The organism is Methylobacterium sp. D54C (assembly GCF_053345595.1).
The window spans coordinates 44,928-64,460 of the sequence record NZ_JBKFAK010000017.1 but is presented as its reverse complement, the minus strand read 5'-3'; the positions used below and the strand labels follow the sequence as shown (position 1 = coordinate 64,460).

At 72.4% G+C, this 19,533-nt stretch carries 23 protein-coding genes; 9 read left to right on the top strand and 14 right to left on the bottom strand.

Annotated elements, in window-relative coordinates; all coding sequences use genetic code 11:
• Window positions 1-24: 24 nt before the first annotated feature.
• The 5 genes from ACLBYB_RS24350 to ACLBYB_RS24330 form a co-directional block, all read right to left on the bottom strand.
• A complete protein-coding gene (locus ACLBYB_RS24350; RefSeq protein WP_244527020.1) occupies window positions 25-312 on the bottom strand; it encodes a helix-hairpin-helix domain-containing protein in 288 nt (95 codons plus the stop codon).
• Window positions 313-889: 577 nt separating this feature from the next.
• Complete coding sequence (locus tag ACLBYB_RS24345) at window positions 890-1,837, bottom strand: PDR/VanB family oxidoreductase (protein ID WP_447700323.1); 948 nt, start codon at window positions 1,835-1,837, stop codon at window positions 890-892.
• A gap of 14 nt (window positions 1,838-1,851) precedes the next feature.
• Window positions 1,852-2,421 carry an MOSC domain-containing protein gene (locus tag ACLBYB_RS24340; RefSeq protein ID WP_026605417.1) on the bottom strand — a complete coding sequence of 190 codons (570 nt, stop codon included), beginning with the start codon at window positions 2,419-2,421 and terminating at the stop codon, window positions 1,852-1,854.
• Window positions 2,422-2,441: 20 nt separating this feature from the next.
• On the bottom strand, window positions 2,442-2,831 hold the full coding sequence (locus ACLBYB_RS24335) for a RidA family protein (RefSeq protein WP_447700322.1): 390 nt from the start codon (window positions 2,829-2,831) through the stop codon (window positions 2,442-2,444).
• 93 nt (window positions 2,832-2,924) lie between these two features.
• On the bottom strand, window positions 2,925-4,253 hold the full coding sequence (locus ACLBYB_RS24330; RefSeq protein ID WP_447700321.1) for an MFS transporter: 1,329 nt from the start codon (window positions 4,251-4,253) through the stop codon (window positions 2,925-2,927).
• Window positions 4,254-4,456: 203 nt separating this feature from the next.
• Here ACLBYB_RS24330 and ACLBYB_RS24325 point away from each other — a divergent pair, with 203 nt between their 5' ends.
• Window positions 4,457-5,065, top strand: a complete 609-nt coding sequence (locus tag ACLBYB_RS24325) for a helix-turn-helix domain-containing protein (protein ID WP_020096176.1) — start codon at window positions 4,457-4,459, stop codon at window positions 5,063-5,065.
• 61 nt (window positions 5,066-5,126) lie between these two features.
• Here ACLBYB_RS24325 and ACLBYB_RS24320 read toward each other — a convergent pair whose 3' ends face one another.
• Window positions 5,127-5,366 carry an Lrp/AsnC ligand binding domain-containing protein gene (locus tag ACLBYB_RS24320; RefSeq protein ID WP_447700320.1) on the bottom strand — a complete coding sequence of 80 codons (240 nt, stop codon included), beginning with the start codon at window positions 5,364-5,366 and terminating at the stop codon, window positions 5,127-5,129.
• A 96-nt stretch (window positions 5,367-5,462) separates the two neighbouring features.
• On the bottom strand, window positions 5,463-6,248 hold the full coding sequence (locus ACLBYB_RS24315) for an alpha/beta fold hydrolase (RefSeq protein ID WP_447700319.1): 786 nt from the start codon (window positions 6,246-6,248) through the stop codon (window positions 5,463-5,465).
• Between the two features lie 126 nt (window positions 6,249-6,374).
• Here ACLBYB_RS24315 and ACLBYB_RS24310 point away from each other — a divergent pair, with 126 nt between their 5' ends.
• From ACLBYB_RS24310 to ACLBYB_RS24300, 3 genes are all read left to right on the top strand, one after another.
• The gene (locus ACLBYB_RS24310) at window positions 6,375-7,007 is read left to right on the top strand and encodes a GntR family transcriptional regulator (protein WP_020096173.1); all 633 of its coding nucleotides are present in this window, start codon (window positions 6,375-6,377) and stop codon (window positions 7,005-7,007) included.
• Window positions 7,008-7,102: 95 nt separating this feature from the next.
• Window positions 7,103-8,626: an aldehyde dehydrogenase gene (locus ACLBYB_RS24305; RefSeq protein ID WP_447700318.1), complete on the top strand. Its 1,524-nt coding sequence runs from the start codon at window positions 7,103-7,105 to the stop codon at window positions 8,624-8,626.
• A gap of 83 nt (window positions 8,627-8,709) precedes the next feature.
• The gene (locus ACLBYB_RS24300) at window positions 8,710-10,116 is read left to right on the top strand and encodes an MFS transporter (RefSeq protein ID WP_447700317.1); all 1,407 of its coding nucleotides are present in this window, start codon (window positions 8,710-8,712) and stop codon (window positions 10,114-10,116) included.
• Between the two features lie 46 nt (window positions 10,117-10,162).
• On the opposite strand, the gene ACLBYB_RS24295 is transcribed toward ACLBYB_RS24300, so the two are convergent.
• Entirely contained in the window at window positions 10,163-10,597 is a 435-nt protein-coding gene (locus ACLBYB_RS24295) for a YybH family protein (protein WP_020096170.1), read from the bottom strand.
• 66 nt (window positions 10,598-10,663) lie between these two features.
• Window positions 10,664-11,215, bottom strand: coding sequence for a lipocalin-like domain-containing protein (locus ACLBYB_RS24290; RefSeq protein WP_447700316.1), 552 nt, complete (start codon window positions 11,213-11,215; stop codon window positions 10,664-10,666).
• 410 nt (window positions 11,216-11,625) lie between these two features.
• Between ACLBYB_RS24290 and ACLBYB_RS24285 the strand changes: the two genes are divergently transcribed.
• The gene (locus ACLBYB_RS24285) at window positions 11,626-13,716 is read left to right on the top strand and encodes a prolyl oligopeptidase family serine peptidase (RefSeq protein WP_447700315.1); all 2,091 of its coding nucleotides are present in this window, start codon (window positions 11,626-11,628) and stop codon (window positions 13,714-13,716) included.
• Between the two features lie 743 nt (window positions 13,717-14,459).
• Here ACLBYB_RS24285 and ACLBYB_RS24280 read toward each other — a convergent pair.
• The 4 genes from ACLBYB_RS24280 to ACLBYB_RS24265 form a co-directional block, all read right to left on the bottom strand.
• Entirely contained in the window at window positions 14,460-14,693 is a 234-nt protein-coding gene (locus tag ACLBYB_RS24280) for a hypothetical protein (protein WP_020095857.1), read from the bottom strand.
• A 19-nt stretch (window positions 14,694-14,712) separates the two neighbouring features.
• Entirely contained in the window at window positions 14,713-14,907 is a 195-nt protein-coding gene (locus tag ACLBYB_RS24275; protein ID WP_128083422.1) for a hypothetical protein, read from the bottom strand.
• A 91-nt stretch (window positions 14,908-14,998) separates the two neighbouring features.
• Window positions 14,999-15,121, bottom strand: a complete 123-nt coding sequence (locus ACLBYB_RS24270) for a hypothetical protein (protein WP_331297492.1) — start codon at window positions 15,119-15,121, stop codon at window positions 14,999-15,001.
• A 216-nt stretch (window positions 15,122-15,337) separates the two neighbouring features.
• A complete protein-coding gene (locus ACLBYB_RS24265; RefSeq protein ID WP_020095859.1) occupies window positions 15,338-15,505 on the bottom strand; it encodes a hypothetical protein in 168 nt (55 codons plus the stop codon).
• 412 nt (window positions 15,506-15,917) lie between these two features.
• Between ACLBYB_RS24265 and ACLBYB_RS24260 the strand changes: the two genes are divergently transcribed.
• Together ACLBYB_RS24260 and ACLBYB_RS24255 are read left to right on the top strand one after the other, a co-directional pair.
• Complete coding sequence (locus tag ACLBYB_RS24260; protein WP_020095860.1) at window positions 15,918-16,136, top strand: hypothetical protein; 219 nt, start codon at window positions 15,918-15,920, stop codon at window positions 16,134-16,136.
• 279 nt (window positions 16,137-16,415) lie between these two features.
• The gene (locus ACLBYB_RS24255) at window positions 16,416-16,706 is read left to right on the top strand and encodes a hypothetical protein (protein WP_026605349.1); all 291 of its coding nucleotides are present in this window, start codon (window positions 16,416-16,418) and stop codon (window positions 16,704-16,706) included.
• Window positions 16,707-16,767: 61 nt separating this feature from the next.
• Here the strand turns inward: ACLBYB_RS24255 and ACLBYB_RS24250 are convergent, their stop codons facing one another.
• The gene (locus tag ACLBYB_RS24250; RefSeq protein WP_010685278.1) at window positions 16,768-17,682 is read right to left on the bottom strand and encodes a manganese catalase family protein; all 915 of its coding nucleotides are present in this window, start codon (window positions 17,680-17,682) and stop codon (window positions 16,768-16,770) included.
• A 223-nt stretch (window positions 17,683-17,905) separates the two neighbouring features.
• On the opposite strand from ACLBYB_RS24250, the gene ACLBYB_RS24245 reads away from it, so the two are divergent.
• Window positions 17,906-18,115: a hypothetical protein gene (locus tag ACLBYB_RS24245; protein WP_020095863.1), complete on the top strand. Its 210-nt coding sequence runs from the start codon at window positions 17,906-17,908 to the stop codon at window positions 18,113-18,115.
• A gap of 131 nt (window positions 18,116-18,246) precedes the next feature.
• Window positions 18,247-19,419: an alpha/beta fold hydrolase gene (locus tag ACLBYB_RS24240; RefSeq protein WP_447700314.1), complete on the top strand. Its 1,173-nt coding sequence runs from the start codon at window positions 18,247-18,249 to the stop codon at window positions 19,417-19,419.
• The last annotated feature ends 114 nt before the right edge of the window (window positions 19,420-19,533 follow it).

Sequence of the window (19,533 nt, the reverse complement as noted above, 5' to 3'; positions counted from 1 at the left end):
CTCGGTGCCGACGGGCCTCGACCCTCAATCCGGGCGGCCCGCGCCAGCGGACTCGGTCTGCCGCACCGCGACGGCAGCCCTGATCGCCTCGTAATCGGCCTTCTTCAGGACACGCCGGGTCACAAGATCCTCCGGGGAGCCGTAGGGCCGGAACGCGACGATCCGGCGCCCGATCATGCCGGCCCCGAGGGCGTTCAGCTCCTCGACGGACGCCGTGTTGAGGTCGACGCCCTGGCCCGGAGAGGCCGGCGGCTGGCCGGAGCCCGGCGCGCCCTCGGCCTGCTGCGGCGGCGGCGCCGCCGGCTTCGCCACCCCGCTCGCCGCGGGGGCATCCGGCGACACTGCCGGCGACGCTGCCGGCGATGCGGGCGGCGATGCGGGCGGGGTTGCCGCCAGGGACGACGGGGGGGCGGCTGTCGCGTTCCGCGGTGCCGGGGCGACGCGCGGGGCGGATCCGGCGTTCGGCCCCGGATAGACGGACCGGATGGCCTCGCCCTGCGGGTCGATCCCGGATCGGTCCTGCTTGGACACGGGGATCGCCGTGGACGCCTGCCTGTCGCGGCTCGCGTGAGGGCGGGGCCCGTAGGAGATCCAGAGGCCCGCCAGGACGACTGCGGCCGCCGCCAGACCGGCGCTGATGGACAGCGTGGATCGGCTCATTCTCACAACCTCCTCTTGGCGGGCGGGGCACTGCCCCACGGCGATGGCGCGATCGAGGCGGGCTAACCCAGCCCGCGCGGCATCGCCATCCGCCGCGTGAGGTTCGCTGATCCGAATCGTGCGGCGCGCTGGCGCAGCTCACGGTCGCGCGGGCCGCGCGGCGAGGCTGCCGGCGTCGTCGCCCGCGCGGGGCCGCACGTCTGATAACGCCGCAGCGCGGGTCCGGCCGTCAGAGCTCGAGCGTCACGGCGTCCCGCGCACGTGAGACGCAGGGCATCATGCGGCTCCCGCGCTTGGCGAGCGGCAGGACCGCGTCGCGGTGGAGGACCGCGCCGTCGCGATAGCCGCACTCGCAGGCGCCGCAGACGCCGAACTCGCAGGAGGAGGGCAGGTCGAGCCCCGCGCCGCGCAGCACGTCGAGCAGCGACCAGTCGGCGGGCACGTGGAGCACCTGCCCGGTGGAGGCGATGCGCGCCTCGAACGGCTCCGGTACGAAGCCCTCGTCGCGCAGCGGCTCGAAATGCTCGCTGTGCACCCGCTCGGCGGGCCAGCCCCGCACGACCAGACCCTCCTGGACCGCGTCCATGAGGCGCCGCGGCCCGCAGGCGTAGGCGTGGGTCCCGGTCTCGGCCGGGCCGAGGGCGTCGGGGTCGAAGCGCCACCCCTCGGACCCGAACCAGCACCGGAGGCGCGGCCCGCAGACCGCCCGCACCGCCGCCAGCAGCGGCGCCGCCTCGGGGGAGGGGGCGCAGAGGTGGAACACGAACTCCGCCCCCGACGCGGCGAGCGCGCGCGCCATGGCGAGCAGGGGCGTCACCCCGATCCCGCCGGCCACGAGCAGGTGGCGGCGCGCCTCGGGGTCGAGGGGGAAGTTGTTGCGGGGCGCCGAGACGTGGGCGAACGCCCCGGGCGCGAGCGTCTCGTGCGCCCAGGCCGAGCCACCCCGGCCGGCCGCCTCCCGCTTGATCGCGATCTCGTAGCGGCTTCGGTCGGCCGGGTCGCCGCACAGCGAGTACTGCCGCACCCGCCCGTCCGGCAGGCGCAGGTCGACGTGGGCGCCGGCCGTCCAGGCGGGGAGTTCCGGGCGCGCGGGATGGACCAGACCGAGGTGCAGCACCTCCGGCGTCGTCGCGACCGCGTCGGCGACGCGCAGCTTCATGATCAGGCGGGCCGTCATCGCGCGCAGCTCCGTCAGTCCAGCAGCGCGATCGCGTCGCCGGGCCGGATCACGCCGCCGCTCTCGATCCCGCAGTTCAGGCCCGAGCGGTTGTAGAGCGGCAGGTAGACCGGCATTCCGAGCAGCTCCTCAAGATAGCGGCAGGGGAAGTTGAGGCGCCCGCCCCGCAGGATCACCGCGCCGACCCGGAAGCGCCGGCCGACCAAGTGGTTGAGCGGCACGCCGCGCACCGTGAGGTTGCGCCGATGGTCCCCCGGCAGGAGGCGCAGCGGCCCCTCCTGCAGCGGCGGGTCGTTGCGGTTGAGGGCGTCGAGGGCCTCCTGCTCGATCAGCGTGACCTCGCGCACGTCGGGCTTGGGCGAGTAGGTGCCGGTGCCGAGGAAGTAGCGGTCGCCCTCGATCCCGCGGCCGGCCACGCACACGGCCTCGGACACCTCCTCCATCTCGTAGCTCGCCGCGGGGGCGATGTGGATGTGGGTCAGGCTGCCGACCCAGCCGGCGGCGCCGCCCGGAACCCGGACGGCGGCCGATCCGGCCGCGTGCGCGAAGGCCTCGACCATGCGGGGTGCGGTCTCGCCGGTCATCGTGCTGGTCGCCTCGGTTGTCATGCGGCCTCCGTGGCGAGCGCGATCGCCTCGATCTCGACCCGGGCGTCGCGCGGCAGGCGCGCGACCTCGACCGTGGAGCGGGCCGGGGCCTCGCCCGGGAAGTGCTCGGCGTAGACCGCGTTCATCGCGGCGAACTCCGCCATGTCCTTGAGGAACACGGTCGTCTTCACGACGCTCGCGAGGCTGGCGCCGCCCGCCTCGAGGACGGCGGCGAGGTTGGCGAGGGAGCGCCGGGTCTGCGCCTCGATCCCGTCCGGGAACGCGCCGGTGGCGGGATCGATCGGCAGCTGTCCGGAGGCGAAGATCAGCCCGCCGGCCCGGATCCCCTGTGCGTAGGGCCCGACCGCCGGAGCGGCCTTCTCGGTGCGTATGGTGTGCTTCGTCATGCGGTCGATCTCGCGTCGGTCTGTTTCAGATAGTGGACGATAATCCACTGTATGGGAAGCCGCCGCGCGCGTCCGGGGCGGCGGCTCATCCGGTCAGTCGATCGGCTTGCGCGCCGTCTCCGGGGCGAGGAGCGTCGCCGTCAGGGTGATGCAGGCGAGGGCGATCAGGTAGACGGAGATCGGCCAGGTCGCGCCGGAACTCCAGCCCAGCAGGGCCGCGGCGATCAGCGGGGTGAAGCCGCCGCTGAGGGCCGCGCCCACCTGGAAGCCCAGCGAGGCGCCGCTGTAGCGCAGGCGCGCGTCGAACAGCTCGGACATCCAGGCGGCGCCGGTGCCGAACATGATCCCCTGGCCGAAGCTCAGGGCCACCGCGACGGTCAGGGTGATGATCGTCGGGTCGCGCGTGTCGAGCAGGGTGAACAGCGGGAACGCGAAGGCGATCGAGAACAGGCAGGCGGCGACGAACAGGGTCCGGCGGCCGTAGCGGTCCGACAGCCAGCCGAAGGCCGGCAGGGTGAAGAGCTCGATCACCGCCGCCACCAGGATGCCGTTCAGGATGATGCTGCGCGACAGCCCGAGCTGGCCGGTCACGTAGGAGATCGAGAACACGGTCACGACACTGACGTAGGCGATCTCGGAGACCTTGAGGCCCACGGCCTTCAGGAAGGTGCGCGGGTGCTCGGTGAGGATCTCCATGACCGGCAGCCGCGCCACGGCTGACCGCCGCTTCACTCGCTGGAACGCGGGCGTCTCGTGCAGGCGCAGGCGGATGAACAGCCCGAGGCCGACCAGCAGCGCGCTGGCCAGGAACGGGATCCGCCAGCCCCAGGCGAGGAAGTCCGCCTCCGGCAGGAAGCCGCACAGCGCGAAGGCCCCGATCGACGCGATGACGCCGAGGGGATAGCCGAGCTGGACGATGCTGCCGAAGAAGCCGCGCCGCTCCGCCGGGACGCTCTCCACCACCATCAGGACCGCGCCGCCCCACTCGCCGCCGATCCCGATGCCCTGGACCAGGCGCAGCGCCACGAGCAGGATCGGGGCCCAGATGCCGATCTGCGCGTAGGTCGGCAGGCACCCGATCAGGAACGTGCCGAGGCCCATGATGATGATGGTCAGGGACAGCATCGCCTTGCGGCCGATCTTGTCGCCGAAATGCCCGAAGATGACGCCGCCGAGGGGGCGCGCCAGGAAGCCCACCGCGTAGGAGCCGAACGCCGCGATGGTGCCGACCAGCGGGTCGAAGCTCGGGAAGAACAGCTTGTTGAACACGAGCGCCGTGGCCGTCCCGTAGATCAGGAAGTCGTACCACTCGACCGTCGTGCCGATGACGCTCGACCAGACGATCTGGCGCCGGTCGGCGACCGGCACCGGGCCGGCATCGGGAGCCGGGGACGCCTCAAGGGGCAACGCGGTATCGGCCACGGTACATCCTCCACTGTGATGGATAAAAATCCATTCTTGTGGAGGCAAGCGGCGTGCCAGCCCGGCGACGCGCGTTTCGGAGTGCGCTTCGGCGCAAGGTGCGGCGCAAGGTGCATTTCGGCAGCCCCTGCGCTAGGCGGGGGCGACTCTCTCGGTGCCGCGCCCCGGTCGCGCGGGCCGGACGCGGGCGCGGATGACGGGGCATGACGGCGAGGACGATCATCGGGGCGGACCCGGCAGCGACGGAGACGTCCCCGCAGATCCACATCGCCGAGGAGATCCGGCGGCGCCGCAGGGAGCAGGGCCTGTCGCTGGAGACGCTGGCGGCGCGCTCGGGCGTCAGCCGCTCGATGATCTCGAAGATCGAGCGCTCCGAGGCCGTGCCGTCGACGGTGGTGCTGTCCCGCCTCGCGGAGGCGCTCGGCGTCACCTTCTCGCGGCTGATGGCGCCCGCGACGGAGCGCGAGATCCTGGTGATCCCGGCGAGCCGCCAGCCGATCCTGCGCGACGAGGCGTCCGGCTACCTGCGGCGCTGCATCTCGCCGGTCCTGCCCGGGCGGGGCATCGACTGGGTGCTCAACACGCTGCCGCCGGGCGCCAGCACCGGCGAGTTCACCGCCCATCGCCGCGGCGTGTCCGAGTACATCTACGTCCTGCGCGGCCGCCTGCGGGCGGTGATCGGCGAGCGCGCGGTCATCATGGAGACCGGCGACAGCCTGTATTTCGAGGCCGATGCCGGGCACGCCTTCACCAACGTCGGCACGGAGGCGTGCGAGTACTTCCTGGTGATCGACCCGTCGCGCGTCCGCTGAGCCGGCGCCCCCCGGACGTCCGCGGCGCGCGGGCCCGGCGCGACGGGCCCGGTCGGGCGCGTCAGTGGAAGGCCTTGAAGGCGATGATCGTCTCGGAATCCTTCACGCCGTCGAGGCGCAGGAGGAAGTCGTTCACGAACAGCCCGATATCGACGCCGTTGAGCACGTGGAACTTGGCCATGATGTCGAACCGTCCGGCCGTAGAGTAGATCTCGGACGCGATCTCCATCGCGACGAGCGCGTCGGACACGGCGTAAGTCTTGCCGATCTCGCATTTGATCTGCACGAAAAATGTCTTCATGTCCGTCTCGCTGGATGGCGCGCCGCCGCGGCCGCGCGGATCGGGGCCGCCGACCCCGCCGGAGCGGCCGAACCTAGCACCGTTCCGCGCGTCCGCTCAGGCGGCGCCCGGCCGGAGAAACGCCAGGACCTCGCGGGCGAAGATCTCGGGGGCCTGGAGCTGCGGGACGTGGGCGCAGTCCGGCAGCGTCACGAACCGCGCGTCCGGCAGCCCGGCCGCGAGCTCGCGGGCCATGGCCGGCGGGGTCGCCTCGTCCTCCTCCCCGACGAGCACCAGCGCCGGCGCGCGGATCTCGGAGAGCCGCGCGCGCAGGTCGAGGCCGGCCAGGGCCGCGCAGGCCGCCCGGAACACGTCGACGTCCGTGCGCAGGAAGGCGGCCCGGCGCTCGGCCATCAGGTCCGGGTGCGCGGCCTGGAACGCCGGCGCGAACAGCCGGCGCATGGCCGTGTCGGCGAGCGCCGCGAGCCCCTTCTCGGCCGCCGCGCCGGCCATGCCGCGGAACGCGGCCCGGCCGGGCTCCGGGAAACAGGCGCCGCAATCGGCGAAGACGAGCCGGTCGAAGAGGTCGGGATGGCGCAGGGCGCAGAGCAGCAGCACGAAGCCGCCGTAGCCGTTGCCCAGTCCGGCCGCCGGCCGGCCCCCGGCCGCCGCGCGCAATGCCGCGCCGACCCGGTCGGCGACGGCCTCGAGGCCGCCCGGCGCGGGCGCGGAGGCGCCGAACCCGGGCAGGTCGGGGACGAGGAGCCGGAAGTCGCGGCCGAGCGCCGGGGTGACCCGGTCGAAGCTCGTCCGGTCGGCGAGCAGCGAGTGCAGCAGGACGAGGGGCGGGCCCTCGCCGGACAGGGTCACCGCGACCTGGCCATCCGCGAACATCGCCTGCATCCGAGACCTCCCCCGCCGCCTCTGCCGGCGGCTCCACGACGCTGTCGCATCCGACGCGTTCGCTCGCAATCCGGTTGACGTGATATTTCACGAATGGCAGCATGTGTCGATCGAACGAGGCCGTGCGTGCTGCTCCGAGACAACATCTACGCGGCGATCCGCGCCGACATCCTGGCCTGCGTCCTGCGCCCCGGCGCGGAGGTGCGCGAGCAGGAACTGGCCCAGCGCTACGCCGTGAGCCGGCAGCCGGTCCGGGAGGCGCTGCTGCGCCTGGAGCGCGAGCGGCTCGTCACGGTTCACGCGCGTCAGGGATATCAGATCAACGCGATTTCGGTGGCGGACGCGCGCGATCTGCTGCGCATGCGCCTCGCCCTGGAGCCGGCCTGCGCGGCCGAGGCCGCGGCCGGCGCGCCCGCTTCCGTCCTGGCGTCCCTCGACGCGTTCCGCGCCGTCGCGGACGGCGCCGACTTCATCGCGGAGAACCGCGCCTTCCACATCGCCCTCGCCGAGGCGTCGGGGAACCGCCGCATGGCCGCGACCGTGCGCGACCTCGTCGAGCAGGCGGACCGGCTGGTCCGGGTCAGCCTCGACGGTATCCGCGGGCGCGACCCGGCGCAGCTGGTGGACGAGCACGCCGCCATCATCGACGCCGTGCAGCGCCGCGACGGGCGCGGGGCGCGCCGCCTCGTGCGCGCGCACGTCGCCCAGGCCGAGCGCCGCATCCTGACCGCCCTGGAACGCAGCGCGATCGTCCTCTGAACGAGGTCGCGCCCGGCGCGGAGCCGAGGGACGCGGTGGAACACGACACCGGGCCCGACCCGGCCCGACAACGGACCCGACACGGGAGAGACGCCATGACCCTGCACGCGCCGGAACCGACCGTCGAGACACGGGGCAACTTCATCGACGGGCGCGAGGTCGAGGCCGGCGACGGCGCGCTGATCGACGTGCGCAACCCCGCCACCGGCGCGGTGATCGCCCGGATCCCCAATTCGGGGCCGGCCGACGTCGACCGGGCGATGCGCGCGGCCCGGGCGGCCTTCGAGGGCCGGGAATGGGGCGGGATGGACATCCGGGCGCGCGCCCGGCTGGTGAACAGGCTCGCCGACGCGTTCGAGGCCAACCTCGACACGCTCTACCGGCTGGAGACCACCAACAACGGCCGGCCGGTCAACGAGACCCGGGCGCAGCTCTCGCGGCTGCCGGACTTCTTCCGCTACTTCGCGGGCGTGGCGCTGGCGCGGCGCGACGACGTCATCCCGGTCGAGGGCAACTACCTCAACTACACCCGCCGCACCCCGATCGGCGTGGTGGCGAATTGCACGCCGTTCAACCACCCGCTGATGATCCTGTGCAAGTCGCTGGCGGTGGTGCTCGCCACCGGCTGCACCACGGTGGTCAAGCCCTCCGAGTACACGCCGCTCACGACCCTGAAGCTCGCGCAGATCTTCACCGAGGCCGGCCTGCCGCCGGGCGTGTTCAACATCGTGCTGGGGCTCGGCGCCTCGACCGGCAAGGCGCTGGCCGAGCACGGCGACATCAACAAGCTCGTGCTCACCGGCGGCACCGAGGCCGGCCGGATCGCCGGCTCGGCCGCCGCGAAGGTCTTCGCCCACCAGACCATGGAGCTCGGCGGCAAGACCCCCGTGATGGTGTTCGACGACTTCGACGTCGAGCGGGCGGTGAACTACGCGGCCTTCGGCGCCTTCATCGGCGCCGGCCAGACCTGCGTCTGCGGCAGCCGCCACCTCGTCCAGGCCTCGATCTACGACGAGTTCGTGGAGCGGCTCGCCGCCAAGACCGCCGCGATCCGCCTCGGCGACCCCTTCGACCCGGCGACCCAGCTCGGGCCGGTCATCTCCGAGCGCCAGCGCGAGCGGGTGCTGGCCTATGCCGGCTACGGCCGCGACCAGGGCGCCCGCGCGGTGGCGGGCGGGCGGGCGGGCCGGGTGCCGGGCTTCGAGGGCGGCTACTTCGTGGAGCCCACCGTGTTCGCGGACGTCACCGCCGACATGCGCATCTTCCAGGAGGAGGTGTTCGGGCCCTTCACCAGCGTCACCCGCTTCGAGGACGAGGCCGACGCGCTCCGGCTGGCCAACGACTCGCCCTTCGGCCTCGCCGCGGCCGTGCGCACCCGCGACGTCGCCCGGGCCCACCGGGTGGCGCACGCGGTCAAGGCCGGCATCGTCTGGATCAACGACCACCACCGCCTCGACCCGGCCTCGCCCTGGGGCGGGGTCGGCGACAGCGGGCTCGGCCGCGAGTGCGGGATCGAGAGCTTCAACGACCATTTCGACGTGAAGAGCGTGATGGTCGCCACCGGCGACGGGCCCTTCGACTGGTACCGCGACACGGCCGGCCAGCGCCGCCTGAACTGACGACCGGCGGCGCGGGGGATGCGAGGTCCGCGCCAGACGGGCCCCTTCCGCGCCGGCCCCGAACCCGAGGAAGGAAACGCCCCATGTCCGAAGCCGTGAGCCAGGCGGTCAACGCCGGAGGCCGCCTCGACCGCCTGCCGATCGGCCCGTTCCACCGCCGCATCATGTGGCTGATCGGGATCGGCATGTTCTTCGACGGGTTCGACATCTACATCGCCGCCACCGTGCTCGGCGCGACCCTGAAGAGCGGCTTCTCGACCCTGCCGCAGAACGCGTGGTTCGTCTCGGCCACCTTCGTGGGGATGATGGCGGGCTCGTTCCTGACGGGCTTCTTCGGCGACCGCTACGGGCGCCGCTTCACCTACCAGGCGAACCTCCTGGTCTTCGGGCTGGCCGCCATCGGGGCGGCCTTCGCGCCCAACATGACGGTGCTGATCGTGCTGCGCTTCATCATGGGCGTGGGGCTCGGGGCCGAGAACGTCGTGGGCTACTCGACCATGACCGAGTTCGTGCCGGCACGCTCGCGCGGGCGCTTCCTCGGCCTCATGGCGGTGTTCGTCGTCACGGGCCTGCCGGCCGCCTCCCTGATCGGCTACCTGATCATCCCGACCTTCGGCTGGCGGGCGATGTTCGCGCTGGGCGGCCTCGGGGCGCTCGCCGTCTGGTACGCCCGCAAGAGCCTGCCGGAATCGCCGCGCTGGCTCGAGGCCGTGGGGCGCCACGCCGAGGCCGAGGCGCTGATGCGCGCGATCGAGGCCGAGGCGGCCCGCGGCGCGCCCCTGCCGCCCGCCGCCGCGGCCGCGCCCGTCACGCAGCTCGGGCTCGCCGCCCTGTTCCGGCCGCCGCTGCTGTCGCGCCTGCTGCTGGGCTGCCTGTGCCTCGTGGTGATCAACACCCTGCTGTACGGCTTCGTGACCTGGCTGCCGACCTTCTTCATCCGGCAGGGCCTCTCGGTGGCGACCTCCTTCGGCTACGCGCTGCTGATGGGGCTCGGCGCGCCGGTGGGCAGCGCCATCGGCGCCCTGACCGCCGACCGCTGGGGCCGCAAGCCGACGATCATCGGCGCCTCGGCGACGGCCATCCTGTTCGGGATCCTCTACCCGATGACCCTGGACCCGGTCCTGCTGCCGCTGGTCGGGTTCGGGCTGACGGTGCCGATCTACGTGCTGGTGGCCCTGCTGTTCGGGATCTACATCCCCGAGCTGTTCCCGACCGAGGTGCGCCTGCGGGCCTCGGGCCTGTGCAACACGGTCGGGCGCGGGGCGACCATCGTGACGCCCTTCCTGGTCGTGACCCTGTTCGAGGCCTACGGCATCGCGGGCGTGACCGGCCTGATGATCGGGCTGCTCGCCCTGCAGATCGTGGCGGTCGCGGCCTTCGGCGTCGAGCCGCGCAGCCAGAGCCTGGAGAGCCTGGAGGCCGGCGTCGCGCCGGCCGAGGGCGGCCCGGCCGCCCGGGCGCGGGGCACGGTTCCGCGCCCGATCCACTGAGACCGGGAGGCGCTCCGCCCGGCCGTCCCCCGGCTGGGCGGAGCGATCAGTTCCAGGTGTGCAGGACCGTGCGCCAGGCGCCGTCGCGCTTCTCCAGCACGTTCACCCAGTTGCCCTCGAACTTCTTCTTCGCGCCCCCGTCCCCGGGGCCGGTCATCTCCCAGCGGCCGGACACGATGAGCAGGTTGTCCTTCGGCAGCGCGGATTTGACCGTCGTCTTGTGCTCGTCCCATCCCTTCGCCTTCAGCCCGGCGAAGAACTTCTGGATGCCGTCGCTGGTCTGCGGCGCGCCCTTCGTGACGACGATCGCGTCGGGCGTGTAGAGCTTGGCCAGCGCGTCCATGTCGCCGCCGTTATACGCCGCGTCCCACTGGCTCGCGGCGCTCTGCGCGTCGGCCTGGACGGTGTCCGACCGGCACAGGCTCGGCGTCATCAGGGCGACAGCGAATACGGTCGCGTGCAGGACGTGGGGACGCAGCATGTCTTCCTCCATCGTGAAATGTTCTGGTTGATGAGAGCGTGACGGCACAGGATCTGCGGGGGCGGGCTAAGGGTATTTCTCCCAGGTGAGCGTGATGACGCTCATCCTGCCGTCGACGTTGAACTTGAACGGCACCGTCGTGAGGACGAGCCGCCCGTTCTCCTGCGCGACGTGCCGGACCTGGGAGGTCCCGGTCCAGGCCTCGTTCCAGGACGTGTCGATGTCGTGGACGATCCGGTCGCCCTCGAGCCGGTAGGTCCCGGCATAGGCGAAGAAGGTCTTGTGGAGCTTGATCCGGTCCGCGTCGGACATCTTGTCGTTGGCGATCGGCCGCTCTCGGCCTTCGTGGGCGCAGACCACCATCATGCGCCCGTCGAGGCCGTAATGGATCCATCCGGTCGGCTTCGGGCCGCCGTAGGCGTCGATGGTCTCGCCCGTGTCCACGATCCGGCGCGTGGCCGCGGCGAGGCGCCAGGTCCCGACGACCGCGTCCGCGTCCACCGCCCATCCGGGCGAGGTGCCGAGACAACCCGAGACCAGGACGGCGGCGCCCGCGACGCCGACCATCGCCGCCTCGGCGAGCCGAGACCTGCGCAACCCCTGTTCGACGACGCGCATCGCAGCGACCCCCGGTAAGGCCATGGGGACTCAGAGCACGAACCAGACCGTACGCGACAGAACCATCATTGAATACCATGATCGGTGCGAATGCAAGGCATATGTGCTGATTTGATAAAAACGAAAACAGTCAAAGATCTGATATGGTCCGAATGGTGCTGGAAAGATAAGTATAGATGCGCCCGAGAGACCTGCGCGGCCTGCCGGCCGAGTCGACGGCGCGCGCGGAGGCGACGTTCGGGAGGGGGATCGGCCGCCCGCATGCGGAAACGTCCTGATCCGCGTGTCTGGATCGTCCTTTCCACCTGCGCGAGGCGTGCGAACATCTGCGCGTCCGAGACGATTGACCGCTCATCGGGAGAATGCCGCGCGCCTATCGAGGGTGGCGCGCAGGGGCTACGCTCCCACTGATGTCCGCGGCAACCGACCCCCACCCCGACCCCAGGCCGACCCTCGCGCGGCCCGACGACGATCCGTACCTCTGGCTGGAGGAGGTCGACGGGCCCGACGCGCTCGCCTGGGTCGAGGCGCGCAACGCGGAGACGCTCGCCCGCTACGGCGATGCCGGCTTCCTCCGCGACCGCGACATCGCCCGCGCGCTTCTCGACCGGCCGGACCGCATCCCGTTCGTCCAGCGCTTCGGCACTTGGCTCTACAATTTCTGGACGGACGGCGCGCATCCCCGCGGCCTGTGGCGGCGCGTCGACGCGGCCGGCTACCGCGCCGCGGTCCCGGACTGGGAGATCCTGCTCGATCTCGACCATCTCGCGGCGACGGAGGGCGAGGACTGGGTCTGGGCCGGGGCGACGATCCTCAGGGACGCGCTCGATCGCGCCCTCGTCCGCCTCAGCCGCGGCGGCAAGGACGCGGCCGTGATCCGCGAGTTCGATCTGGACACCCGCACCTTCGTGGCCGACGGTTTCGTCCTGCCCGAGGGCAAGGGCGGCGCGACGTGGCTCGATCGCGAGACGGTGCTCCTGTCGAGCGCCCTCGGCCCGGGCATGGCCACGCGGTCCGGTTACGCGCGCACCGTTCGGCTCTGGCCGCGCGGCACGGACCCGCGCGACGCGTCCGTCCTGTTCGAGACCGCCGAGACCAGCATGGCGGTCTGGGGCGCGTCCGACCGGCAGGCCGGGACCGAGCGGATCACGGTCGTCGAGCAGCTCGGCTTCTTCGACGCGGCTGTCCATATCGGCGATCGCGGCGGCCTGCGCGCGCGCCTCGACCTGCCCACGCATGCCGGGGTCCAGCTGCACCGCGACCACCTGTCCGTGCGGCTGCGGCGGCCCTGGACGGTGGACGGCGTCGCGCACGACACCGACACGGTGCTGGCGATCGCGCTCCCCGACCTGCTGGCGGGAGGCCGCGCCTTCACGGTCCTCTGGCAGCCGGACGCGCGGCTCGCCCTGCAGAGGGTGTTCTGGTCGGCCGGACGGCTGATCGTGGACGTGCTCGAGGACCTGCGTCCCACCTACCGGGTCTTCGAGCCGGGGCCGGGCGGCTGGACCGAGCGGCCCCTCGCCGGCCTGCCCGCCCTCGGCTCCGTCCATCTCTGGCCCCTCGACGGCGATCCGGAGCGGGCGGACGGAGCCCTGCTGGCGCTGGCCCAGGATCCGGTGACGCCGCCGGCGCTGCTCGCCTTCCCGCCCGCGCTCGATGCCCCGGCCGTCCTGCGTCGGGCGCCCCCGGCCTTCGACGCGCGCGGCGTCCGGGTGACGCGCCACGAGGCCCGGTCGGCGGACGGGACGCGCGTGCCCTACGTCCAGGTCGGACCGGAGGCCGAGACCGGTGCGGCCCCCGTCTACCTGACGGCCTATGGCGGGTTCGGGCTCTCGCGCCTGCCGGATTACCAGCCCGTGCTGGGCAAGCTCTGGCTGGAGCGGGGCGGCACCTGCGTGACCGCCAACATCCGCGGCGGCGGCGAGTTCGGCACCCGGTGGCACCACGCGGGCCGGCGCGAGGGCAAGGCCCGGGCGCACGACGACTTCGCCGCGGTGGCCGCCGATCTCGTCGCCCGCGGCGTGACGCGGCCGGGGCGGATCGCGGCCGAGGGCGGCTCGAACGGAGGCCTGCTGATCGCCAACATGCTCACCCGCTACCCGGAGCGGTTCGGGGCGCTGGCCTGCACGATCCCGCTGATCGACATGCGCCGCTACACGAAGCTCCTGGCCGGCGCGAGCTGGATCGGGGAGTACGGCGATCCGGACGACCCGCAGGACTGGGCGTTCCTGTCCGGCATCTCCGCCTACCACGCCGCCGAGGCCGGGCGGGCCTACCCGCCGATCCTGCTGGCCACGAGCCGCGGCGACGACCGCGTCCATCCCGGCCACGCGCGGAAGATGGCGCAGAAGCTCCGCGTCCTCGGCTGCGACGTCGCCTTCTACGAGCCCGCGACCGGCGGGCACGGCGCCGGCAAGGACAGCGAGCAGACGGCGGCGTTCCGGGCGCTGGGGCTCACCTTCCTGCGCCGCGCCATCGGATGGGATGACCCGGTCGCGTGAGCGCGGCCTCGATCCGAACCGCGGCATCGTCCGGGTCCGCATACGGGAACGGCGGGGCTCTCGCCCCGCCGCTCACGCCGTCCGTTCGGGCAGTCCGTCGCCCGGGCGGCCCCGAGGACCGCCGCGGCTCAGAAGCCCATCAGCACCCCGGCCGAGCCGGTCACCGTCATCGCGAGGCCGCCCAGGAAGGCGCCGATCATCGCGTAGGAGAAGCCCTTCAGGACCATGTCGTGCACGCCTCTCATCGAGCAGCGGGTCTCGGGCGAGACCCGGGATCACCGCCGGGATCACCGCCGGGATCACCGACTGCAACGATGATGCCGCATCGGCCGAGCGCGTGCGGTGCGAAGAGTCACGCTGCACCGCGGAACCGTTCGGCGCGCGTTCAGGCGGCGACGGTCAGCGAGACGGCCGCCGGGCCCGTCTCGCTCACGCGAAATGGGCCGGCAGGCTGAGGGCCTGCGCGTAGGTCACGAGGGCGACCGCGCCGGCGATCAGAGTCGCGGCCAGGGCAATGCGGTTGGTCCAGGTCATCGTCGTCTCCATCGGGTTCGCGACTGTGTTCGCGGTGTGATCCCGATGTACGCCCAAGCTTTCAGGTCCGGCGTGTCCCGGAACACCTGCAGGGCCACCGCTCGCGCACGGATCCCGGGCCGCGCACCGGCCGGAGGCGGGCTGGGAGGCCGCCTCCGGGCTCGGAGGGCCCCGCAGAGCGGGACGGGACCCTGATCCGCCGGCCCGCTCTATCCAGCCCCCGCGCCCTGATCCGCGTTGGAGGCGACCGTGAAACCCTCGCGATCGAAGACGGTGTAGAGGATGCCGGCCGGATCGAGGCCGAGACCCCCGATATGCGCGATCGCCGCTTCCTTGGCCTCGGCCAGCGTGCTGAACGGGTCCGGCAGCTGATACATCCGTGAGGCCTGCTCGGCGCCGTCGATCCGCACCGGCGGCGTGGTGATCTCGACCGTGTAGGGCACGACGACTGTCCGCCTCGACCTAGTGGAACACGCCGAGGAAATACAGCAACAGGATGATCGGCAGCGGGATTCCCAGCAGCCACAGCAATCCACCGCGCAGCATTCGCGCCTCCTCTATGTCGACAATCGCACCGAAATATCGGCCGGTTCGAGATTGGAACGCGCGAACATCGGAAAGGGATGCACAATACTGGTGCGAATGCTCGGAGCGCACCTTCGGTAGAGCTGCGTGAGATCTGCAGGCGTCCCGCCCCGCGCGGATGGCCGTCCGCGCCCGACCTCCGCCCGGCCGCGGCTGGGACGGCTCAGCGATGCAGCGCGGCGATCCAGTCCCTCAGCGGATCCACCACGTAGGCCATCCAGGTCCGCGCCCAGGCCAGGGCAGGGCGGTTCGCGTCGATCGGCCGGGCGGCCATCAGGGCCGCCACGTAGGCGTCCTCCTGGGGCTTGCACGCGTCCAGGGCGCCCCGCTCCCGGCTGGGCCTGCTCCGGTGCGCCGGCTGCCGGTCGAAGGCCTCGCGGACGCAGCCGTGCCACGCCCGCTCCAGGCCGGCAGGTCGGCCGGCTCCGCTGCCAGCGCCGCGGCGGGCTCGGCCCCCGCCAGGGCCGCGAGGAGCGTCAGGCCGGCCGCGAGGGGCGAGCGTCTACTCATCCGACGCGCGCTCCGTCTGCGGGGCCGCGTCGGCGAGGGTCATCGCGCGCGCGGCCGTGCGCAACTCGTGGCGGGCCACGCCGTCCGCGAGCGCGACGAGGGCGACGAGCACGAGCCCCAGCATGAGGAGACGGCGGATGGTCGGGGCGGGGATGAGCATCTAGGGCGCCTCAGGGAGACGTCCGCACCGTAGCGGAGCCGTCGCGCGCCGGCTGCCACTCCGATGCCACATGAGTACGGAAAGCGAACGTCCGTCCACGAAATCCCGGCGGGAGCGCCCCGGCGCGCCCGCGAGTCGCGGATGCCGGCCATCGCCGCGCCGGATCGAGCCGCGGTGCCGGGCGCGCCCAAAAGGGGCCGGTCCGGCGCGACGAAGAGACCTCGCGCTCGATCCGATACTGACGATTGTGCGGCGTCGCACGCATTCGCGGCAACCGCCGGCCTAACATCCATGTTGAAGGATGACATTCGGCCCGACAGAGCCGAGGCGATCAAGACCGCCGGAACGACGATCTTCCTCACTCGCGACAGTTGACCGGATGACTTCGTGCCGAAGTCAGAAGAGGTTTGCCATGACCGTCCGCCTGTTCGCTGCCGCCGCGCTCGCCGCGACCCTCGCCGCCGCCCTCGCGACGCCCGCCTCCGCGCAGGGATCCGCCGCACGCCACGGCCTGTCCGACGTCACCGCGGTGATGCTGCCCGAGATCTCCGTCACCTACCACCGGCCCGTGCCGGCCGACCGCTCCGCCGGCCCGCACGTCGCCGGCCCGGCCGGCCGCCAGCCGCGCTGACCGGTCAGGCCCGGCGCCCGCAGGATTGCCGGCCTTCCGCGATCTGACCTGCACGAGGCCTGTACGGTGCCCGCATGATGCCTGGCGAGGAGGGCGCGTCTCACGGCGCAAAGGCAGATCTCGATCCGGTCGGGCCGGGCGGCGACGCGCATTCGCCGAGCGCGCCCGGTCGACATGCACGCGCGATTAGTGTTGACGGCCGTCAATGCTATGCTCGGTGGTCCGTCCACGGTATGCATCGACTTCAGGAGCGCGCCGGGACGCGAAGGGCCGATTGCTATGACACGCTTGACCGTCGCCGCGCTGGTGTTCGCCCTCGCAAGTCCCGCGATCGTCGCGCAGGCCCAGCAGGACATCCCGATCCAGCAGGATCTCAAGCGCATGGATCGCCTCGATCAACGGCTCGGGCGCGAGGATACCGAGTTGAAGGTCGACCCCAACGTGACGCCGGACAATCCGGACGGTGTCGTCGGCTTCGACGGACCTCCGTTCAACTACGGGGATCCCGGCGTGATGGGTGACGGCCCCCTCCCGCCGGGATCGCCCGCCGACGACGACGACTGGTACTGACCGGGGACGGCGCGGCCCGCGGTTCTGAGACCGCGGGGCCCTGCCCGGTTCTCAGCGCGCCTCAGCGCCCCTTCTTGTAGAGCTTGCTGGCGATCTCGAAGATCTCCTCGGGGGCGTAGTTGGGCGCGAAGGCCCCGTAATTGCCGTCGAGTTCCGGGATCTTGCCGCCCTCCGGCAGGCCGTCGACGACCTCCAGGTTGCCGGGCGGATCCCCCGGCAGCGCGACCTCGTCGTTCGACCAGACGCCGGCCGCTTCCTTGTAGTCGTCCGGGCTGAAGCGGTAGAGGCGCCGGTGCGAGCCCTCCTGCAGATACTTCTGGCACTCCGGAATCTTGTCGAGAACGATGTTCGGGGTCGGCAGCATCTTCTCGATCTCGACGCCGGTCAGCTTCTTGAGCGCCAGCGCGTAGGCGTGCGCGTGCACCGAACCGCGCACGAGCAGGTAGCCGCAGACCTCGCGGCCGGTCGGGTCCTTCAGGGTCTCGTACACGCGCAGCTTGTGCAGGCGCGCGCCGCACTCCAGGTGGAAGTTGTGCAGCAGGTCGATGATAATGTTGCCCGTCGTCGTCACCATGTCGACGTTCCAGGACTGCGCGTTGGAATTGACCGGCGTCGCGCCGCCGCCGTTGCTCAGGAAGCTGCCGGCGAGCCGGATGTCCTGCATGTCGTGGAACGGGGCCTTCGAGACGTCGACCTCCTCGGTGTCGTCGCCGGGGCCGTTGTTGAGCATCGCGATGCCGGTCGAGACCAGCTCCACGTGCCCGAGTTCCTCGGCGAAGATGCTCGACACGAGGCTGTAGAAGGGGCGCAGCTTCGACTTGTTGCGGAAATTGAAGCTCTGGAACATGTAGTTCCCGAGGGTCGACATCTCCCCGTACTTGCCGCCGAGCAGCTCCTGCAGCGCGGCCGCCGCGTTGGGATCGGGCTTCTTCGGCTGTGGCAGTTCGGCCTGAAGGCGGTCGAGCTTCATGAACATGCGAGCAGCTCCGTTCGCGCGGGGTGCGCATGACGGCATCTTCCCGCACGGACGATTGTTCCTGCGGCTGAGACGGGGCGCCCCGCGGGCGGTCTCCCGGCGGCCGGTGCCATCCGGCTGTGGACAGGGGCCTCGGCGCGGGCGCCCGGCCGCCATCCTTTCCGGAGCGGTAACCATGCCGGTCCTACCAGCCGCGACCCCGGACGGTGAGGCAGGTGGACGAATGGGCGACGACGTGGCGGCGATCCTGTTGACCCTCGTGACCGAGAATTCCGAGTTGCGCGAGCAGCTCGCCAGCGCGCAGGACATGCTGATGGAGACGGCCATCGATGCCGGGCAACTCCATGCCCGGATCCAGGGCCTGGAGGCCGAGCGCGACGCGTGGCGGGCCGAGGCCGGGCACCGGCAGGCCCGCGCCGCCCTGACCGCCTGACGGTTCGGCGGCGCGCCGACCGGGCGCGGAGGTGGGGCAGGGCCGGATGCGCGCGGGTCGGATTTCGCGGTCGGATCGCGGAGCGTGTACGCTCGGCGGCCGTCGAACAATCGGCACGGGAGCGCGCGCCCATGGTGACGAACGTCCTGCCCCCGCTCGATCCGGCCGCCCTCCCGGCCGGAATCCGCGCCCGCTTCGTCGAGGGCGTCAACGGCCTGCGCATGCACGTGCTGGAGGCGGGCGACGGCGGTCCCGACCGCCCGCTCATCCTCCTGGTGCACGGCTTCCCCGAGATCGCCTATTCCTGGCGGAAGGTCATGCCGGCGCTGGCCGCGGCGGGCTACCACGTCGTCGCCCCCGACCTCCGGGGCTACGGCCGCACCGCGGACGCGCCGGTCGCCTTCGCGGACGACCTCGCGCCCTACCGGCTGCACAACCTTCTCCTCGACCTGCTGTGCCTGATGAGCGCCCTGAAGCGCGACAGGGTCGCGGCGCTCGTCGGACACGATTACGGGTCCTGGGTCTGCGGCTACTGCGCCCTGGCGCGGCCCGATCTCTTCGGCATGGTCGCCCTCATGAGCGCGCCCTTCGCGGGGGCGCCGGGGCTCGACGCCCTGGCCCGCGGCCTCCGGACGCCGGCCGACGACCCGATCCACGCGGCGCTGGCCGCCCTGCCGCGCCCGCGCACGCACTACCACCGCTACTACGCGACGCGCCGCGCCGCCGCCGACATGGAGCGCAGTCCCCAGGGCCTCGCCGCGTTCCTGCGCGCCTATTTCCACCACAAGAGCGCGGACTGGCCGGACAATCGACCCCGCGCGCTCGCCGGCTGGACGGCAGAGGCCCTCGCCGAGATGCCGACCTACTACGTGATGGATGAAGGCCGGACGATGCCCGCGACCGTGGCGCCGGAGATGCCGGAGCGGGGCGGCGCGGACTGCGCCTGGCTGACGGAGGCGGAACTCGCCGTCTACGCGGCCGAGTACGCGCGCTCCGGCTTCCAGGGCGCGCTCCAGGGCTACCGGTGCCGCATGGATGGCAGCATCGACCGCGACCTCGCGCGGTTCGCCGGCCGGCGGATCGAGGTCCCCCTCCTGTTCGTGTCCGGGGCGCGCGACTGGGGCCCGTTCCAGGCGCCGGGCGCGCTGGAGCGCATGAAGGAGGCCGCCGGCGCGGGCCTGGTCGGCTGCCACTTCGTGGCGGGGGCGGGGCACTGGGTTCAGCAGGAGCAGCCCCGGGCCGTCGCGGACCTCCTGCTCGACGCGCTCGGTCGCGGCGGGGCCGGATCCCGCCCCGGCGCGTAGGCGCCCGCCGCCGCACCGCGTCCGCTCCTATCGGGCCGCCGACGGCCCGGCTATGTCTCCCGCCAACCGACCGGAGGCCCGGTCGGATCGGGCGCCCGGCGTCCGTTCCGGATC

Coding starts and splice junctions, on each gene's coding strand:
- ACLBYB_RS24245 (WP_020095863.1), top strand. CDS start 17,906: ATGGGCGACGACGTGGCGGCGATCCTGTTGACCCTCGTGACCGAGAAT.
- ACLBYB_RS24315 (WP_447700319.1), bottom strand. CDS start 6,248: ATGCAGGCGATGTTCGCGGATGGCCAGGTCGCGGTGACCCTGTCCGGC.
- ACLBYB_RS24335 (WP_447700322.1), bottom strand. CDS start 2,831: ATGACGAAGCACACCATACGCACCGAGAAGGCCGCTCCGGCGGTCGGG.
- ACLBYB_RS24240 (WP_447700314.1), top strand. CDS start 18,247: ATGGTGACGAACGTCCTGCCCCCGCTCGATCCGGCCGCCCTCCCGGCC.
- ACLBYB_RS24345 (WP_447700323.1), bottom strand. CDS start 1,837: ATGACGGCCCGCCTGATCATGAAGCTGCGCGTCGCCGACGCGGTCGCG.
- ACLBYB_RS24255 (WP_026605349.1), top strand. CDS start 16,416: ATGACACGCTTGACCGTCGCCGCGCTGGTGTTCGCCCTCGCAAGTCCC.
- ACLBYB_RS24325 (WP_020096176.1), top strand. CDS start 4,457: ATGACGGCGAGGACGATCATCGGGGCGGACCCGGCAGCGACGGAGACG.
- ACLBYB_RS24295 (WP_020096170.1), bottom strand. CDS start 10,597: ATGCTGCGTCCCCACGTCCTGCACGCGACCGTATTCGCTGTCGCCCTG.
- ACLBYB_RS24300 (WP_447700317.1), top strand. CDS start 8,710: ATGTCCGAAGCCGTGAGCCAGGCGGTCAACGCCGGAGGCCGCCTCGAC.
- ACLBYB_RS24260 (WP_020095860.1), top strand. CDS start 15,918: ATGACCGTCCGCCTGTTCGCTGCCGCCGCGCTCGCCGCGACCCTCGCC.
- ACLBYB_RS24305 (WP_447700318.1), top strand. CDS start 7,103: ATGACCCTGCACGCGCCGGAACCGACCGTCGAGACACGGGGCAACTTC.
- ACLBYB_RS24285 (WP_447700315.1), top strand. CDS start 11,626: ATGTCCGCGGCAACCGACCCCCACCCCGACCCCAGGCCGACCCTCGCG.
- ACLBYB_RS24250 (WP_010685278.1), bottom strand. CDS start 17,682: ATGTTCATGAAGCTCGACCGCCTTCAGGCCGAACTGCCACAGCCGAAG.
- ACLBYB_RS24340 (WP_026605417.1), bottom strand. CDS start 2,421: ATGACCGGCGAGACCGCACCCCGCATGGTCGAGGCCTTCGCGCACGCG.
- ACLBYB_RS24290 (WP_447700316.1), bottom strand. CDS start 11,215: ATGCGCGTCGTCGAACAGGGGTTGCGCAGGTCTCGGCTCGCCGAGGCG.
- ACLBYB_RS24265 (WP_020095859.1), bottom strand. CDS start 15,505: ATGCTCATCCCCGCCCCGACCATCCGCCGTCTCCTCATGCTGGGGCTC.
- ACLBYB_RS24320 (WP_447700320.1), bottom strand. CDS start 5,366: ATGAAGACATTTTTCGTGCAGATCAAATGCGAGATCGGCAAGACTTAC.